12 protein-coding genes, 2 pseudogenes and 1 CRISPR repeat array are annotated in these 17,246 nt (G+C 68.4%); of the genes and pseudogenes, 3 read left to right on the forward strand and 11 right to left on the reverse strand.

Annotated features, from left to right (window positions below; translation table 11 throughout):
• Positions 1 to 113: 113 nt before the first annotated feature.
• Positions 114 to 2,913: direct repeats of the CRISPR family, unit length 32 nt; unit sequence GTTTCAATCCACGCCTCCGCGCAGGAGGCGAC.
• 144 nt (positions 2,914 to 3,057) lie between these two features.
• A complete protein-coding gene (locus JHL17_RS32625) occupies positions 3,058 to 3,249 on the reverse strand; it encodes a hypothetical protein (RefSeq protein WP_200198827.1) in 192 nt (63 codons plus the stop codon).
• Between the two features lie 188 nt (positions 3,250 to 3,437).
• A pseudogene (locus JHL17_RS32630) lies at positions 3,438 to 3,989 on the reverse strand (ATP-binding cassette domain-containing protein).
• 311 nt (positions 3,990 to 4,300) lie between these two features.
• On the opposite strand from JHL17_RS32630, the pseudogene JHL17_RS37440 reads away from it, so the two are divergent.
• Positions 4,301 to 4,396, forward strand: a pseudogene (locus tag JHL17_RS37440) (phosphopantetheine-binding protein); the annotation flags it as partial.
• Positions 4,397 to 5,073: 677 nt separating this feature from the next.
• Here JHL17_RS37440 and JHL17_RS32645 read toward each other — a convergent pair.
• The gene (locus tag JHL17_RS32645) at positions 5,074 to 5,229 is read right to left on the reverse strand and encodes a hypothetical protein (RefSeq protein ID WP_200198840.1); all 156 of its coding nucleotides are present in this window, start codon (positions 5,227 to 5,229) and stop codon (positions 5,074 to 5,076) included.
• Positions 5,230 to 5,337: 108 nt separating this feature from the next.
• On the opposite strand from JHL17_RS32645, the gene JHL17_RS32650 reads away from it, so the two are divergent.
• Positions 5,338 to 6,480 (forward strand): hypothetical protein, encoded by a 1,143-nt coding sequence (locus JHL17_RS32650; RefSeq protein WP_200198828.1) that lies wholly within the window; start codon positions 5,338 to 5,340, stop codon positions 6,478 to 6,480.
• Positions 6,481 to 6,562: 82 nt separating this feature from the next.
• On the opposite strand, the gene JHL17_RS32655 is transcribed toward JHL17_RS32650, so the two are convergent.
• On the reverse strand, positions 6,563 to 7,282 hold the full coding sequence (locus tag JHL17_RS32655) for a GntR family transcriptional regulator (protein WP_200198829.1): 720 nt from the start codon (positions 7,280 to 7,282) through the stop codon (positions 6,563 to 6,565).
• Positions 7,283 to 7,621: 339 nt separating this feature from the next.
• Here JHL17_RS32655 and JHL17_RS36840 point away from each other — a divergent pair, with 339 nt between their 5' ends.
• A complete protein-coding gene (locus JHL17_RS36840; RefSeq protein WP_211113659.1) occupies positions 7,622 to 9,997 on the forward strand; it encodes a hypothetical protein in 2,376 nt (791 codons plus the stop codon).
• Positions 9,998 to 10,010: 13 nt separating this feature from the next.
• On the opposite strand, the gene JHL17_RS32665 is transcribed toward JHL17_RS36840, so the two are convergent.
• From JHL17_RS32665 to JHL17_RS32695, 7 genes are all read right to left on the reverse strand, one after another.
• Positions 10,011 to 11,024, reverse strand: coding sequence for an ABC transporter ATP-binding protein (locus tag JHL17_RS32665; RefSeq protein ID WP_200198830.1), 1,014 nt, complete (start codon positions 11,022 to 11,024; stop codon positions 10,011 to 10,013).
• Positions 11,014 to 12,066, reverse strand: a complete 1,053-nt coding sequence (locus JHL17_RS32670) for an ABC transporter ATP-binding protein (RefSeq protein ID WP_345773927.1) — start codon at positions 12,064 to 12,066, stop codon at positions 11,014 to 11,016. The genes JHL17_RS32665 and JHL17_RS32670 overlap by 11 nt, the downstream gene beginning before the upstream one ends.
• On the reverse strand, positions 12,063 to 12,944 hold the full coding sequence (locus tag JHL17_RS32675; RefSeq protein WP_200198831.1) for an ABC transporter permease: 882 nt from the start codon (positions 12,942 to 12,944) through the stop codon (positions 12,063 to 12,065). Before JHL17_RS32675 ends, JHL17_RS32670 begins: the two co-directional genes overlap by 4 nt.
• A 3-nt stretch (positions 12,945 to 12,947) precedes the next feature.
• Entirely contained in the window at positions 12,948 to 13,916 is a 969-nt protein-coding gene (locus JHL17_RS32680) for an ABC transporter permease subunit (protein WP_200198832.1), read from the reverse strand.
• 6 nt (positions 13,917 to 13,922) lie between these two features.
• Positions 13,923 to 15,578 carry an ABC transporter substrate-binding protein gene (locus JHL17_RS32685; RefSeq protein ID WP_247893983.1) on the reverse strand — a complete coding sequence of 552 codons (1,656 nt, stop codon included), beginning with the start codon at positions 15,576 to 15,578 and terminating at the stop codon, positions 13,923 to 13,925.
• A 176-nt stretch (positions 15,579 to 15,754) separates the two neighbouring features.
• Positions 15,755 to 16,654 (reverse strand): LysR family transcriptional regulator, encoded by a 900-nt coding sequence (locus JHL17_RS32690; protein ID WP_200198833.1) that lies wholly within the window; start codon positions 16,652 to 16,654, stop codon positions 15,755 to 15,757.
• Positions 16,655 to 16,809: 155 nt separating this feature from the next.
• Entirely contained in the window at positions 16,810 to 17,052 is a 243-nt protein-coding gene (locus tag JHL17_RS32695) for a hydrogenase maturation nickel metallochaperone HypA/HybF (RefSeq protein WP_200198834.1), read from the reverse strand.
• Positions 17,053 to 17,246: the final 194 nt, after the last annotated feature.

A 17,246-nucleotide genomic window follows, 5' to 3' on the forward strand; every position in this document is an offset into this window, starting at 1 on the left:
CTCCACCGAATCAGAAACTTCGACGTTCGTAAACCGCTGTTAACCCGGCTTCGGAGCCCTGTCCGCGTAGGAAGCGACACAAAGCCTAGGCCGGCGGCGGCCGGCACCGCCAAGTTTCAATCCACGCCTCCGCGTAGGAGGCGACGCCCGCGCGCGGCGCTGGGACGGTCGGGAATGGCGTTTCAATCCACGCCTCCGCGTAGGAGGCGACGACAACATCGACGCCGTCATGGACATTCAGGACGCGTTTCAATCCACGCCTCCGCGTAGGAGGCGACCGCCCGCCCACGCTGGCTGGCGGCCTGGAAGGCAAGTTTCAATCCACGCCTCCGCGCAGGAGGCGACGACCAGCTTGACGAAAACCTGCGACTTCTCAGTGGTTTCAATCCACGCCTCCGCGTAGGAGGCGACTCGCGGGATTCAGCATCACCGGAGCTGCGACCCTGTTTCAATCCACGCCTCCGCGTAGGAGGCGACCTTCGGCCCTGACCAGACGCAAGATGACGGATGCGGNTTCGGCCCTGACCAGACGCAAGATGACGGATGCGGTTTCAATCCACGCCTCCGCGTAGGAGGCGACTCGCGGGATTCAGCATCACCGGAGCTGCGACCCTGTTTCAATCCACGCCTCCGCGTAGGAGGCGACCGGCTTGCTGGCGGCCTCCAGCGAACCGTCCTCACGTTTCAATCCACGCCTCCGCGTAGGAGGCGACCTTCACTGACGACGGGACGGAGGGCCAAGCCGGAGGTTTCAATCCACGCCTCCGCGTAGGAGGCGACGCGGAGGCGCCGGCATCGGCGCCCAGCACCCGCGTTTCAATCCACGCCTCCGCGTAGGAGGCGACCTTCTCCAGCTTGGGTGCCTCCGCCGTGAGCTGGCGGTTTCAATCCACGCCTCCGCGTAGGAGGCGACGTGGCGAAGCGGGTCCAGACGGTCGAAACCACGTTGTTTCAATCCACGCCTCCGCGTAGGAGGCGACACGCCGCGATAGCGGACCTCGACCGTTGGGCGACGTTTCAATCCACGCCTCCGCGTAGGAGGCGACGCGTCAACAACGATTTGCCGGTCGTATGGGTCCCGTTTCAATCCACGCCTCCGCGTAGGAGGCGACAGCGGCACAAGCTGATCCTCGCCCACATGGCCGCGTTTCAATCCACGCCTCCGCGTAGGAGGCGACGGGACTGCCGCCCGTCGAACGCCGCTGCGCCCTGGTTTCAATCCACGCCTCCGCGTAGGAGGCGACCGGCCGCGGTCGCGCCCTCCCACCCCGCGAGGGTGTTTCAATCCACGCCTCCGCGTAGGAGGCGACTTCCTCCCGGAACAAAGCCCGAGCGATCATGGAGAAGTTTCAATCCACGCCTCCGCGTAGGAGGCGACCGACGCCTTCCGCGGACTCGCGATGTCCTATAAGGTTTCAATCCACGCCTCCGCGTAGGAGGCGACAGCTGCTGTTGCCACAGTAACCGCACTGACTGTTGGTTTCAATCCACGCCTCCGCGTAGGAGGCGACCCTTCGTGCATATCGCTGCATGCAAGGATAGGGCGTTTCAATCCACGCCTCCGCGCAGGAGGCGACACCCGCGCGGCGCCTTCCTGCGCGCCCAGATGGAGTTTCAATCCACGCCTCCGCGCAGGAGGCGACCAGTTCTCGATGTCCTTGCCGAGCTTGAGGATCGCGTTTCAATCCACGCCTCCGCGCAGGAGGCGACAGCCGATACTGCGTTACAGGCGCCCCGTAACGCGTTTCAATCCACGCCTCCGCGCAGGAGGCGACCGGAGGGCGCCGACAAGGCGCTACACGAGCTGGTGTTTCAATCCACGCCTCCGCGCAGGAGGCGACCCGCGGTCATCCACGTCACCACGCCGCGCGTGTCGTTTCAATCCACGCCTCCGCGCAGGAGGCGACGGCCTCGCCCGGCAGAGCGGCCCGCGACAGCGACAGTTTCAATCCACGCCTCCGCGCAGGAGGCGACCAGCGGCGCCCCGATCATCGGGCCGGATAACGCGGTTGTTTCAATCCACGCCTCCGCGCAGGAGGCGACGGATGACCTTGCCGGGATGGGGATCACCGGGCCCGTTTCAATCCACGCCTCCGCGCAGGAGGCGACCATCGGACGGCCGGAGGTCGAAGCGGCGACGGTGGTTTCAATCCACGCCTCCGCGCAGGAGGCGACCCGCGACGCGGTCGCCGGCTGGTGCAAGCGCAACGGTTTCAATCCACGCCTCCGCGCAGGAGGCGACAATCCCCGCGCTGGAGCTGGCGCTCGCCCGGATGGTTTCAATCCACGCCTCCGCGCAGGAGGCGACGCTGGTGCCATAGGTCTGGGAGCCGCCCAACGTCGTTTCAATCCACGCCTCCGCGCAGGAGGCGACGGAACGGGCATGCCGGGCACGGCTCGGTCAGGTCGTTTCAATCCACGCCTCCGCGCAGGAGGCGACGCCCGGCGCAGGGAACGGTTGTCGCGGCCGGCCGGGTCGTTTCAATCCACGCCTCCGCGCAGGAGGCGACGCAACCGCCTATGCGGCGAAAGCGCTACTCGCGAAGTTTCAATCCACGCCTCCGCGCAGGAGGCGACGGCCGCGCGCAGCATGGTCTCGTTCTGGTGGCCGGTGTTTCAATCCACGCCTCCGCGCAGGAGGCGACCGGCACGCCGTCCCTGTGCGTCGTCTACCAGTGCGGTTTCAATCCACGCCTCCGCGCAGGAGGCGACGTCCGATCGAACATCGACCGGTACCGAGGGGACATGTTTCAATCCACGCCTCCGCGCAGGAGGCGACCACATCCTCATCACCGACATCGCCCATGCGCTGTCGTTTCAATCCACGCCTCCGCGCAGGAGGCGACATGGCGTCGACCGCTCGCAGGTTGTTGTTGATGGTGTTTCAATCCACGCCTCCGCGCAGGAGGCGACTGCCAGTCAATATCCACTTGTTCAGGAACCCACAATCCCGGATCGAGCGCGAACCACCCCGCGATCTTGCCCGGCCAGATGCCGATCACGATGCCATCGAAGCCAACCCATTGAAAGCATTGCGCTGCGAACCTTCCGGGAATTTCACGTCCGCTTGGGGTTCGCGCAAGCCCGGAACACCCCCACCCCGCCGAGATCCAGCGCGGGTTCGGCGCCGGGATGGCGGAAGCGCAGGCTGTCGGCGCCCTGGCCGGTTTCATCGGGCGGCCGGGCACGCAGCGCAGCGCCTCCCGCCGGATCGACCACGGCCGAACAGCACCCGGACCGTGCTCTCACGGGCTTCAACGGCTTGGCCGGATGATATCCGCCTCGCCGCGATGCCCCCATTCTTCTGGGAAATGGAGGCCTCCGGCAAGCCCGGCGCAGGTCGGATCAGCCCTCAAAGGACATCCTGGGGACATCCTGCCGCGGCCCTGCCGCCAAATCGCCGAGCCGCGCTCCGCCGCTTCCGCCGCGGATGCGGGTCAGCACGCCGCTCTCCATCTTGTAGAGGGAATCCGCGACGTCGAAATGAAATAATGGTCGTCATGCGTGATGGCGATGATCGTCTTGCCCTGCTCCTCCAGAAGAGGCAGGATCCCCGTATAGAAGATGCGGCGGAATTCCGGATCCTGGTCGGCGGCCCATTCATCCAGGATCAGGATCGACTTGTTCTCCAGGATGCCGGCGATCAGCGCCAGCCTCTTGCGCTGCCCTTGCGACAGCGAGACGGTGCTCCAGGCTCCGCCGGCGAGCTGCACCTTGCCGTCGAGCGCCAGCAAGCGCAACGGCCGGTCGGCCGCCTCCATCGACGGGGTCTCGCCGTCGGCGGCCAGAGCCTGCCGGAACAGATGGAGGTCGCCGAGGATGACCGCCACATGCTGGCGGTACCAATCCCTCTCCGCTGTCGTGATGGCGCGGCCGGCGAAGCGGATGCCGCCCTGCTCCGGCGGTTACAGGCCGGCCATCAGCCGGGCGAAGGTCGACTTGCCCGACCCGTTGCCGCCGATGATGAAGACCAGTTCGCCCTGCGCCACCGACAGGTCGACGGGCCCGAAGACGAAGCCGGCATCGGCACCGTTTCCGCCTCGCCCCGGGATCTCGACGGCGGCCTGGATGGCGGCCTGGACGGCGACCGGCTGCGAGCCGCCCTGGCGGAGCGGCTGCCGGCGCCGATGGTGCCGGCAGCGGTGAGACGGGTGCTGCCTGCCCTGCCGCTGAACCCCAACGGCAAGGTCGACCGCAACGCCCTTCCCCCCGGCCGGGCAAGCCGCGCGCCGTCCTCCACGCCCCGCCGCAGGGCGACACCGAGCGGTGGCTCGCCGGCATCTGGGGCAAGATCCTTGGCATCGGCGACGCCGGGCGCGACGACGACTTCTTCGCGCTCGGCGGAAACTCCCTCTCCGCGACACGCCTCGTCGCCGCGATCCGCGATCGGCTGGAACTGCCGGTGCCCTTCCCCTTGCCCTTCCTTCATCCGGTCCTGAAGGACATGGCGGCGGAGCTGCAGGCGGTGGAGCGGCGGGACGGCGAAACGCTGATCACGCTGCAATCCGCCCGGTCCGAGGGGGCGCGGCCGCTGTTCCTGTTCCACCCGGCCGGCGGCCATGCCCGCTCCTACGTACCGCTGATCCAGTCCCGGGGGGGTCGATGCCACGGTGTGCGGCCTGCCGGGGGCCGCGCGCGCCGAGCGGGCGCGCGACTGGTTCCGGGCCGCTTTGCCGGCCGCGATGGACCGGCCGCGCGACCTTTAAGCCCTGCAGATGCGGCCGTTCGTGGACTGCCATCGGCTGATGCGGGACTTCACCCTGCCCAAGCTGGCGTCCCCCCTGCAGGTCTGACGGGCGGACCAGACGCTGTCGGACACGCCCTTCCGCAAGGGGGCCGATCCCGACGAATGGGCCGGGGTCGGGCAGGCGATCGTCCGGGTGATCGATGGAGACCACCAGTCGATCATCCGCTCCCATGGGTTGGCCGAGGCTCTTCGAGCCCTGCTGGACCAACCCGGCTTTGCCGGAATCCGGTATGGCTGACCAACGCCGCCAAGGCGACGTTTCGCGGTTCGAAGGGGGGGACGCGTCTCAGCCGCGCCGATCCCTCTGGCGGAGCGACGACTCCCGCTCACGAGAGAGCGGCGGCAGCGGCCTTGGCTTGGCGGTGGTGCAGGCCATCGCCCAGTTCCATCGCGGCGTCGCGGTGGCCCTTGGCGTCGAAGCAGCCTGGACGGTGATCGGTTGGGTTCGCCTGTTGGATGGACAGGAGGATCGTTCCGGGCAATGTTTCTTCGCACGATCGGTGCAGGCACGCGCCGATCCGGCACCGTCCGGTCCTGCACCGGCACGCTGCGGGATGTCCCCCTTCTTCCGATCTCATCCGGGCGATGGCATGAGCGAGTATCAATATTACGAGTTCCAGGCGATGGACCGGCCGCTGAGCGCCGGGGACCAGGCGGCGCTCAGAGCCATCTCCTCGCGGGCGCGGATCACAGCCGCAAGCTTCACCAACCATTACGAATGGGGCGATCTGAAAGCGAGCCCGACCGAGATGATGGGGCGCTGGTTCGATCTGCAGGTCTACATGGCCTTCTGGTCCATACGGTCCTTCATGGTCCGGCTGCCGCGACGCCTGTTCGATATCGAGCTGATCCAGCCCTATGCCGTCGACTGGACGCTCCGGGCCGAGCAAAAGGGCGACGGCATCGTGCTGGCCTTCACCGCGGATGACCTGGAGATCGACGGCGAGGACGACGGATCGGGATGGATGGCGGCCCTGGCCCCGTTGCGCGCCCAGTTGCTGGAGGGCGATCTGCGCTGCCTCTATCTCGGGTGGCTGCTTGCCGTGCAGCGCGGCGAGGTGGATGAGGACGATGCCGAAGCGCCCCGGCCACCCGGCCTGTCGCGGCTCGACGGCGCGTTGCGGGCCTTCGCCGACTATGTCCAGCTGGACCAGGATCTGCTCGCCGCAGCCGCCGCAGGGGACGAACAGCCCAGCGACCCGCTCACCGACGAGGTGCTCGGCGCGTTCATCCGGGCGCTGCCCGCCGCCGAAAAGGACGAGCTTCTGACACGGCTGGCTTGCGGCGACGGCGCGACGGTGCCGGCCGAATTGCGCCGCCGCTGCCGGAAGGCGCTAACCGGGACATCCGGCCCGCCACGACCCGCACGCCGTGTCGGCGACCTGCTGTCCGCGGCGGAAGCCCATGCCGAGGAACGGCGGAGGATCGAAGCCGAACGCGCCGCCGCCGAGCGGGTACGCCGGGAGCGCGCCGAGGCGGAGACCCGGTCGCGCCGGCTCGATGCCTTGGCGACGCGTGTCGAGAGCGCCTGGCGGAAGGTGGAGGATCTGATCGAGGCCAAGCGCGCCGCCGAATACGAGGAGGCCGTGAGCCTCCTGCTGGACCTCAGGGCGCTCGCCCAACGCGATGGCCGAAACGAGGACTTCCGCACCCGCATCGCACGGTTGAGTGCCCGGCATGCCCGCAAGAGGACCCTGATCGACCGCCTCGACCAGACAGGCCTGCTCAGGTAGGCCGAAAGTCGATCTCGCCAGGTGACGCCGCCATGGCGATGCCCTCCCGGTGAAGAACCGGCATCCTTCCCTCGCCCTGACGCTACCCCTCCCAGCGATGGGACAGGATGAAGCTGTAGCGCTCGGAGCGGATGTGGAACACCGAATGGTCGGCGCAGCCGCCGCCGACGAAGACGGAACGACGGTCCATCACCAGCACCGGCGCACCCGACGGCAGGCCGAGCGCCGCCGCCACCTCGGTATCGGCCGCCGCCGCTTTCACCTCGATGTCGGCACTGCCGACCGGCTTGCCGACGATATCCTGCAGGATTCCGTAGATCGGCTTGTGCCCGGCTCCCTGCCAGTCGACGGGCTCCAGGGCCGGCGGCAACAGGCTGCGGCCCAACGCCACCGGCTCGCCGTTCACCAGGTGCAGGCGGCGAACCTCCAGGCAACGGGGGCCGAAATCCTCCTGCAGGTCCGGCGGCGTTGCGACCATCCCCGCCGACAGCGGACGCATCGCGGCATCCAACCCTTGCAAACGCAGCGATTCGTGGAAGCTGCGCAGGCGGTCGAGCGGATGCTGGACACGCTTGCCGGCCGTGAAGGTTCCCTTGCCCTTGCGGCGCTCGATCAGCCCCGCCGCCTCCAGCCGGTCGAGCGCCAGTCTGACCGTGACCCGGCTGACGCCGAAGCGGGCGCCGATCTCGCTTTCCGTCGGCAGCCGTCCCGACGGCTCGAACCGGCGGGCGGCGATCTCGTCGCGCAGTTGGTCGGCGATCTGCCGGTACAGCGCCGTCGCATTGTCTCGCACCAGGGCCACCCTGCCCCCTCCCCCTCATTGACCGGCCCGATCGCCCTGAGCACGCCGCCTTGATGCCATCGGCGACGCGATGGCTCAAGCCCCGCGGGACTCCACAACGGCCAATGCCGAATCCTGTTGAATTTCTTGTTTGTATTATATTGTATTATCGACTTGAGGCAGTTCATCGGCTGCAAAGAACGGATATGAACGGTGGAATTCGTGTCCTGTCGGGCGCTGCCATCATCGGCACGATCGCCCGGATTACCGGAAACCCGGCTTTCCGCATCGAGCAGCGCTATCGCCACTGGCTCCTCGCCTGACCCGAAGAACTCACAGAAAGCCGGAGGAAACGCCGCCATGTCCGAAGCCCAGCCGCCTGTCCGCCACATCGCCCCCGTCGGGCTGTACGAGCGCAACAAGGACCGTCCCTTCCTGGGATCGACCAGCTGTTCGCACCGCCGGTTGGTGGCCGGCGAGTGGACCGAGCTTCAGCTGGTCTACGAGGTCGGCGCGTCGGGCCTTGCCGACGGGGCCGGCATCAAGCTGGCGATGAAGTTCTATTCGGACTGGGCGCTGTTCCAGACCAGCGACCCGCAGGCCGCCAACTATGTCTCGGCCGAATACGAGGCCGGACCGCTGGTTCCCGGGCAGAGCCCGGCGACGATCCAGGCGCTGAAGGTGCGTTTCGACCAGAAGGGCCACGAGCGCCCCTACCAGAAGGCCATCGTCATCGACGTGATCGACGGCTACCTCAACCCCGGCGACCGCATCGTCATTCGGCTCGGCGACCGGCGGCGCGGCGGGCCGGGCACGCGGGTGCAGAGCTTCGTCGAGCAGGGCTTCCGCTTCCGCGTTTTCATCGACCCGCTGGGCAGCCAGAAATACGCCGAGGTGCCCGGCGACTGCGTGATCGACATCGTTCCCGGCGCCCCCGCCGCCCTGCGTCTGGTGGCACCGCGTCTGACGGCGCCCGGCCCGGCAAGCCTGCTGCTGCGCGCCGAGGACGTCTGGGGCAACTGCTGCACCGACGGGACCATCGACGCCACCCTGACTCTGGCTGGCCCGCAGGGGGAAGCCACCCAGCAACTGACGCTCTCGTCCAACCCCGACGACGCCCCCCATGCTTATGGCTGGCGGGTGCACCGCCGGGAGGTCGAATTTTCCAATGGAGAATGGCGGATCGCCGCCACCGCCGAGGGGCTAATCCCCGCCGAAGCCTTCGTCACCGTCGAGGAGGACGCGCCACGCGCCTTCTACGCCGACCTGCATGTCCACTCCAACGACACCGTCGGCACCAACGACACCGCCTACAACCTGTCCTACGGCCGCGACGTCGCCGGGCTGGACGTGCTCGGCTACACCGCCAATGATTTCAACGTCACCGAAAAGGCCTGGAGCGAGGCGGTCGGGCTGATCGACGACCTCAACGAGGCCGATCGCTTCGTCTGCTATCCCGGCACCGAATGGTGCGGCAACTCGGCGGCCGGCGGCGACCACAACGTCGTCTTCCTGCGCGACGGCGTGCCGCAATTCCCCACCGACAGCCGGGGACAGCCGGTCCGCTCCTTCGAATGGAACGAATCGACCCGCGGCAAGCTGCGTCCCGGCGCATGGCCGCTGGACGACCTCTATGCCGCCTATCAGGACGACCCGGAAGGCCATCTGCTGATCCCGCATGTCGGCGGCCGGCGCTGCAATCTCGACTGGCACCATCCGGACCTGGAGCGTCTGATCGAGATCGGCTCCGCCTGGGGCCAGTTCCACTGGGTCTATGCCGAGGCGCTGGCCCGCGGCTACCGGCTAGGCGCCTCGGCCAGCAGCGACGAGCACCAAGGCCGCTGCGGCGGCGGCGCGCCGGCCACCGCGGTGTTCGGCGCGCGCGGCGGGCTGACCGGGGTGCTGGCCGACCGGCTCGACCGCGCCACCATCGGCCGGGCGTTGCGCGCGCGCCGGACCTTCGCCACCACCGGCGAGCGCAGCTTCGCCGCCCTGCGGCTGGGCGACCGCTGGATGGGCGAAGTGGTGCAGGCGTCGGCGGACGATGCGCTCGACTACCGGCTGCTCGGCGACCGCGGCTGGGAAAGCCTGCGGCTTTACGACGGCGAGACGCTGCTGTGGGAACGCGACCTGCACCGCGAACTGGGATTGTCGGAGCGCCGCATCCGCCTGCGCCTGGGCGGTGCCCGCATCAAGGACCGCTACCGCGGCGCCTATTGGAGCGGCGGCATCACCGTTACCGGGGCGGCGGTGCAGCGGGTCGATCCCTTCGGCTTCGACCATCCCGAACAGGGCTGCTGGCGGCAGGACGCCACCACCGTGGCGTTGCGCACCGTGACCCACGGCGACACCGACGGCATCGAGCTGACGCTGTCGCGGCTGGCCGGCACCCGCATCCGGGTCGATCTCGACATCGGCACCTATGTGAAGGTCGGCAACCCGCTGACGCCGCCGCCCAACCCGCATGCGCCGCAGGCGGTGCTGGAGATCGACGGCGACGCGCTGCTCGACGGGGCCGCGGGCCCGTCGGGGGGCATCACCCGCGTTCTGCCCGGCACCGAGCTGGAGGTGACGGTGGAGCGCGTCACCGAGGCGCCGCTGCCCCGCGACCTCTCCGGGCAGATCCCGCTGGCCGGGCTGGATCTCGCGGCGGACCGCGAGCATCCGCTGTTCCTCACCGCCCGCCAGCGCGACCAGTCGCGGGTCTGGACCTCGGCGCTGTTCCTGACGGCCTGACGGAGGCCGGCGCTCAGATGCCGGAGCCGAAACGGGCGGAGGAGGACGGCTCCGCCCCGGTGTCGGGGAAATGGCAGGCGACGAGATGGCCCGGCGACAGCTCCCGCGTCGCCGGCGCCTCGTGCCGGCAAAGCTCGGTGGCGATCGGGCAGCGGGTGTGGAAGCGGCAGCCCGTCGGCAGGTCGTAGGGGCTGGGCGTGTCGCCGCTCAATCCCGGCCCGGTCGGCACGGCCGGCCCATCGATCCGGGGAGCGGCGTCGAGCAGGGCACGGGTGTAGGGGTGGGCCGGGCGACGCCACAGGCTGTCGCGGTCGCCCAGCTCGACGATGCGGCCGAGATACATCACCGCCACCCGGTCGGAGATGTACTCCACCACCGACAGGTCGTGGCCGATGAACAGGAAGCTGACGCCCAGCGTCCGCTGGAGGTCGGTCAGCAGATTGAGGATCTGGGCCTGGACCGAGACGTCGAGCGCCGAGACGGGTTCGTCCAGCACCACGATCTTCGGCTCCAAGGCGAGCGCGCGGGCGATGCCGATGCGCTGGCGCTGGCCGCCGGAGAACTCGTGCGGCCGCCGGCCCGCCGCCTCGGGCGGCAGCCCGACCTTGCGCAGCAGGTCGGCGACCCGCCCGCGCCGCTCGGCCCGGCTGCCGATGCGGTGGATCGCCAGCGGCTCGGCCAGCAGCTCCCCGACCGTCCAGCGCGGATCGAGCGAGGCCGCCGGATCCTGCAACACCATCTGGATGTCGCGCCGGGCCGCCCGCAGCTGCCGCCGCGAGGCGTGGGTGATGTCCTCCTCCCCCAACCGGATGGTGCCGGCGCTGGGGTCGACCAGCCGGACGACGGCCCGCGCCAGGGTCGATTTTCCGCAGCCGGATTCGCCGACGATGCCCAGCGTTTCGCCGGATGCCAGCTCGAAGGACACGTCGTCCAGCGCATGGACCACGCCGCGCGCCGTCGCGTAATCCACCGAAAGCCCGCACACCGACAGGACGGGGACGGTGGCGGGGCTGGCGTCAGATGGCATGGCTCTCTCCCGCGTGATGGCAGGCGACGAGGCCGCTGCCGGCCGGGCGCGGCGGCGGGACGGTCCGGGCGCAAAGGTCGTCGGCCAGCGGGCAGCGCGGGGCGAAAGCGCATCCCGGCGGCATCGCCGCCAGCGCCGGAACCGTGCCGGGAATTTCGGTCAGACGCTCCCGCGCCACCCCAGGCAGTCGGGCATCGGCTTGCGACCGGGCTGCGAGGCCGCGCGGCTGGGCCGCTATCAGGCCCCGCGGCTGCGCCGCTATCAGGCCCTGGGTGTAGGGATGGAAGGGATCGGCGAAGAGGTCGCGGGTGTCGCGCTCCTCCACCTTGCGGCCGGCATACATCACCAGGACGCGGTCGACATAGCGCGACACCACGCCGAGGTCATGGGTGATGAAGACCACGGCGGTGCCCTGCTCCCGCCGCAGCTCGTCGATCAACGACAGGATCTGCGCCTGGATGGTGACGTCGAGCGCGGTGGTCGGCTCGTCGGCGACCAGCACGGCGGGCGCCCCGGCCAGCGCCATGGCGATCATCACCCGCTGGCGCATGCCGCCGGACATGCGGTGCGGATATTCGGCGAAGCGGCGCGCCGGATCGGGAATGCGCACCCGCTCCAGCAGCGCCAGCGTCCGCTCGCGCGCCGCCTTGCGGCTGACCGGCTCATGTTCGAGGATCGCCTCCATGATCTGCTCGCCGACGGTCAGCACCGGGTTGAGCGCGGTCATCGGCTCCTGGAAGATCATCGAGATGCGGGCGCCACGCACATGCCGCAGCGCCGCCTCGTCGAGCGCCAGCAGGTTGCGGCCCTCCAGCCGCACCGCACCGCCGGTCACCCGGCCGGGCGTCGGCACGAGGCCGAGCAGGGCCAGCGCGGTCAGCGACTTGCCGCAGCCGCTCTCGCCGACGATGGCCAGCATCTCGCCGCGCCCGACCGAAAAGGACAGGTCGCGCACCGCCGGCAGCAGGCCGCGCCGGGTCTGGAAGGCGATGGAGAGGCCGTCGACGGCAAGAACGGGATCGGCCGGGATGGGATCGCTCACCGCCGCTCCCCCTTGCCGTTCAGCACGTCGTTCAGGCCGTCGCCCAGCAGGTTCAGCGCCAGCACGGCGATGACGATGGCGACGCCGGGAATGGCGGCGACATGCGGATCGGTGCGGATCGTCTCGCGTCCGGCGCCGACCATGCCGCCCCAGCTGACGACGTTGGGATCGCCGAGGCCGAGGAAGGAGAGCGAGGATTCGGTGAGGATGGCGGTCGCCACCAGGATGGAGGCCGAGACGATCACCGGCGCCAGCGTGTTCGGCAGGATGTGTAGGAAGATGATCCGGGCATCCGACGCGCCGAGGATGATCGAGGCCTGCGCCAGCTCGCTGTTGCGCAGGCGCAGCACCTCCGCCCGCACCAGCCGGGCCAGCCCCGACCAGGAGGTGATGCCGATCGCCGTGGTGATGGTGGCGATGGAGGGTTGCAGGATGGCGACCAGCGCCAGCGTGAACAGGAAGGGCGGGATGGTCTGGAACAGTTCGGTCACCCGCATCAGCGCCCGGTCGACCCTGCCGCCGTAATAGCCGGACAGCGCGCCGATGCCGATGCCGATCACCAGCGAGACCAGCGCCGCCACCCCGCCGATCAGCAGCGAGACGCGGGCACCGTGGAAGATGCCCGATGCAAGGTCGCGCCCCATCATGTCGGTGCCGAGCGGGAACTCCGCCGCGTCGCCCGGACGCAGCAGCGGCGTGCCCGCCATGTCGAGCGGATCGCCGGGAAAGGCGATGTCGGCGAAACCCGCCATGGCGAGGATGCCCGCCAGCAGGATCAATCCCACCAGCGCCGAGGGACGGCGCAGCAGCCGGCCGACGGTGCGGTCGCGGAAATCGGTCCGCGTCGGCGGCAGGGAAGCGGTGTCGGGAAGGGCCATCGGTCAGCCGAGTTCGATGCGCGGGTCGAGCAGCGTATAGACCAGATCGACCGCGATGTTGACGAGAACCACGACCACCGACGAGCAGAACAGGATGCCGAGCAGCAGGTTGAGGTCGCGCTGGAACAGCGCCGAGAAGGCCAGCCGGCCGAGCCCCGGCCAGGAGAACACCGTCTCGACCAGCACCGCCCCGCCGAGGATGGAGCCGAGCTGCACGCCGAGCGTGGTGACGATCGGCAGCAGGGCGTTGCGCAGGACGTGGCGCCAAGCGATGCGGCGCGGTCGCACCCCCTTGGCCCGTGCGGTGCGGACGAAATCCTGGCCGTAGACCTCCAGCATCGCCGCCCGCATCAGCCGGGCATAGATGGCGAGGTAGAACAGCCCGAGCGTCACCGCCGGCAGCACCAGATGCAGCGCCACGTCGCCGACCAGGGCAAGGCCGCTCAGGTTGGCCTCGACGCTGGTCATGCCGCCGACCGGCAGCCAGTCCAGAATGACGGAGAAGACGACGATCAGCATGATGCCGACCCAGAACACCGGCGTGGCGTAGAACAGCAGCGCCACGATGGAAATCACCGTGTCGGTCAGCTTGCCTGCCCGCCGGGCGGCGAGGAAGCCCAGCGAGCAGCCGGCGACCAGCGCGAAGCCGATCGCCGTTCCCATCAGTAGCAAGGTTGCCGGCAGGCGCTGCAGGATCAGCTCCGACACCGGCAGCGACTGGCGGAAGGAATAGCCGAGGTCGAAGGTCGCCAGATTGCCGAGATAGCGGAGGAACTGGATGTAGAGCGGCTGGTCCAGCCCGAACTGGCGGCGCAGCGCCTCCATGTATTCCGGCGTCGCCGCCCCGGACTCGCCCGCCAGCACCTGGGCCGCGTCGCCGGGCGCCAGATGCAGCAGGAAGAAGTTGATCAGCGCGATGCCCAGCAGGACGAAGACCAGCTGGGCGGCGCTCCGCCTGAGATAGGTCAGCACGATGCGTCAGTTCGCCTTCGGGGCGTCGACGAAGCGGGCGTTCTTCAGCGACGAATAGACTTGGTCGCCCTGTTCGACGATGCCCTGGAGGTCGGCCGAATAGACCGAGAAGAAGTTCAGCTCCAGCAGCGGCAGCGACGGCACGTCGCCCAGCACGATGTCCTGGAACTCGTTGAACTCGGCGACGCGCTTGGCCGGATCGCCCTCGACGCCGGCTTCCTGGATCAGCGCGTCGGCCCTGGCATTGCGGTATCCCGACCCGTTGGTCCAGGGCGTGCCGGTGCCGAGCCAGCCCGACCAGAAGGCGCGGACCACGCCGATCTGCGGATCGGGGAAGGCGTTGTTGTAGGAGATGGCGAAGTCGAAATCGCGGTCGACATAGACCCGCTTGATGAAGGCGGCGCTGTCCTGCGAGCGGATGGTGACCTCGATGCCGACGCGCTTCAGCGCCTGCTTCAGGAACTCCCCGGTGCGGCGGTAGTCGTCGCCATAGGGCAGGAAATCATGGGTCAGGGTGAAGCGGACGCCGTTGGCGTCGCGCTTGAAGCCGGCCTCGTCCAGCAACGCCTCGGCCTTCTTCACGTCGAAGGGATATTGCGGCAGCTTGGCGTTGTGGAAGGTGACGAGCGACGACGGCACCGGGCTGATCGCCGGCTTGGCGTAGCCGAACCAGACGATCTTCGCCAGGGCGGCGCGGTCGATGGCGTGGGCGATGGCCCGGCGCACCCGGACATCCTTCAGATACTGGTTCTCGACGTTGAAATCGAGATAGAGCAGCGGCGACAGCCACTCATAGCCGCGGGTGTCGACCTTCAGGCGCGGCAGCTTGGACAGCCGCTCGGCATCGCGGAAGGGCACCGGGTTGTAGGGGGCGTACTGGATCTCCCCCTTCTCGATGGCGGCGGCGCGGGCGGCCGCATCGGGGATGATGCGGAACAGCAGCCGGTCGAGATAAGGCTTGCCGGCCTCCCAGTAATCGGGATTGCGGGCCAGCTCGACATACTCGCCGCGCTTCCACTCCTTGAAGACGAAGGGGCCGGTGCCGACCGGCTTGTTGTTGTAGGGGTTGTTCAGGATGTCCGTGCCCTCGTAGAGATGCTTGGGCAGGATCGGGGCGCCGACGCCGTTCAGCACCGACAGGATCGGCAGCGACGGCTTGGACAACCGCAGGATGACGGTGGAGTCGTCGGGGGTGTCGACCTGGGTGACGTTCTCGAACAGCGACTTGTTGCGCGGGTGGATGGTCTTCCAGATGTTCTCCAGCGACCATTTCACGTCGGCGGCCGAGAAGGGCTTGCCGTCATGCCATTTCACGCCGCTGCGCAGGTGGAAGGTGATGGTCAGCCCGTCGGGCGCCACCTCCCAGCGTTCGGCCAGGGCGGGCTTCGGCTTCAGGTCGAAATCATAGGCGACCAAGCCGTCGAAGATATTGCCGGCCACCACCTGGGTCGGCTGCGCCATGTTGGTCGAGGGGGTGAGCGTCACCGGTTCCGGCTGGAGGATGATGCTCAGCGTGCCGCCCTTGCGCGCTTCCTGCGCCGCCGCACTTCCCGCCGAAACCGGAAGCACGCCGACGGCGGCGGCGGCCGTCATCATCATCGCCGCGGCGACCACCATTCTCCGGCGGATGCCGCCTGCGACCTGCCGATCCCGTCCAATCATGCTGCTCTCCGGCGCGAACTCTGTAAGGCGCCCGATTAAGCCCAGCGGTCATCTGGAGGTCAATATGATTTCACATCAAATCTTAACGATCATTCCGCCAGGACCTCCTCAATATCACCAAACGATAATTGTAGAATGATGTCTCTGCACAGGACCCGGGCCACCGCTCAGGCTGGTCAGGCGGCCGTCGCCAGTTCGGGAGCGAGACGGCGGGCGTCGGCGATCAGCGCCGCGGTCAGCGGCGGCTGCGGATCGCGGCGGGCCACCACGAGGCCGATCAGGGTCGACAGCTCCGGCGCCACGATGGGAATGGCACGGATGGTCGGGGGAAGCAGCAGCGAATCCGCCATGATCCGCGGCATGATCGTCGACCACATGCCGGTGCGGAGATGGTTGGTCAGCACGACGATCGAGTTGGATTCGAGCATCGGTTCGGCATGCACCCCCGCTTCGGCGAAGGCGCGGTCGATGATCCGCCGGTTCTGCATGGTGGTGTTCAGCAGGCAGAGCGGCAGGGTCGCCGCCTCTTCCCAGGTGACGCTGTCGCGCACGCCGAGCGGGCCGTCGGCCGCCGTGATCAGATGGTAACGCTCATGGTAGAGCGGCACCTCGTCCACATTGCCGAGCGGCTCGTTGTCGAGATAGGTGATCCCGGCCTCCGCCTCCAGGTTTTCCAGCCTGGACAGGATCTCGGTGGAGCTGTGGGAGGCGATGGTGATCTTGATGCCGGGATGCATCGACCAGACGGTGGCGGTCAGCCGCTGGACCACCGGCAGCGCCGTCGGCACCACCACCAGCCGCAGCGTGCCGGTCAGTCCCTGTTTCATCGTCTCGACATCGGCGCGCATCGCCTTGTAGTCGCCGACGATGCGCCGTGCCCAGTCCAGAACCCGCTCCCCTTCGGCGGTGAAGCCGATGAAGCGGGCGCCGCGGTCGACCAGCGGCACGCCGAGCGTCGATTCCAATTGTTTGATCGCGGCGGACAGGTTGGGCTGCGACACCCCGCAGACCTGTGCCGCACGGCCGAAATGCTTTTCCGTGGCCAGCGCGATCAGAAATTCGAGTTTTTCCTGCATGCCGGGCCTCCTCTCCCCACGTCTTTCGAAGCGTGGATCGGGAACTCATCGATCACGACCCGAGCAACAATATTGATCCGACTCACGTGTTCACGTCTCCGCGCCGGCTGCCGCAGCGGCAATGCGACGCATCATAGGCACGCAAAGCATCACCCTCACGACACCTCCATCTCGACAAGCCGGAACGCCTCGCCCGGCGGTCGGTCGATCCGCAGTTCGGCGCCCTCCAGGAAGGTGTCGCGGCTGAGCAGGTCGAAGGCATGGCGCAGCGCATCCGGCTGCACCCGGCTTTGCTGCCCAACCGACAGGCTGACGCGGACCACCCGGCCGAAGGGATCGGCCTCCCGCGCCTTCATCGCCTGCTCCAGCAAGGATTGGCACAGAGCGATCTCATGCATGGGCTGGGTCCTTCAGAAGCCGTCAAGGATCCCCTCTCCCCCCTGGGGAGAGGGTTAGGGTGAGGGGGGAGCATTGCAGAACCTTCGGGGCAGGCACGCCACGCATCCCCCTCACCCCGACCCTCTCCCCGGAGGCTAACGTATCAACATATCTCTGTGGACGTGCGGCAGGTTGCCTCGGGGTGAGGAAAACG

The organism is Azospirillum endophyticum (genome assembly GCF_016595245.1).
In the GTDB taxonomy this organism is placed as follows: domain Bacteria; phylum Pseudomonadota; class Alphaproteobacteria; order Azospirillales; family Azospirillaceae; genus Azospirillum; species Azospirillum endophyticum.